This window comes from Pseudomonas sp. UV AK001 (assembly GCF_046097675.1).
GTDB classification, from domain to species: Bacteria; Pseudomonadota; Gammaproteobacteria; order Pseudomonadales; family Pseudomonadaceae; genus Aquipseudomonas; species Aquipseudomonas kribbensis.
In genome coordinates this window covers 1-217 of the sequence record NZ_JBJUVZ010000045.1, presented here as the reverse complement: position 1 = coordinate 217, position 217 = coordinate 1, and the positions used below count along the sequence as shown (strand labels likewise).

Below are 217 nucleotides of genomic sequence, written 5' to 3'. Positions count from 1 at the left end.
TGTACATCGGTGGCGTGCAAGTGGCGCGCGGTTATCTGAATCGTCCTGAACTCAGCGCTGAACGGTTCCTTCAGGATCCGTTCCAGCCCAACGGCCGTATGTACCGCACCGGCGACGTCGCCCGTTACCTGGCCGACGGCAACATCGAATACCTGGGTCGCAACGACGATCAGGTGAAGATCCGTGGCCTGCGCATCGAACTGGGTGAAATCCAGTC

The 217-nt window shown here is 59.9% G+C and carries 1 protein-coding gene; it reads left to right on the top strand.

The features are described 5' to 3' along the window. Window positions 1-217, top strand: a 217-nt coding sequence (locus ACKLNA_RS29205) for a hypothetical protein (protein ID WP_408987859.1), incomplete at both ends; no start/stop codon positions are given.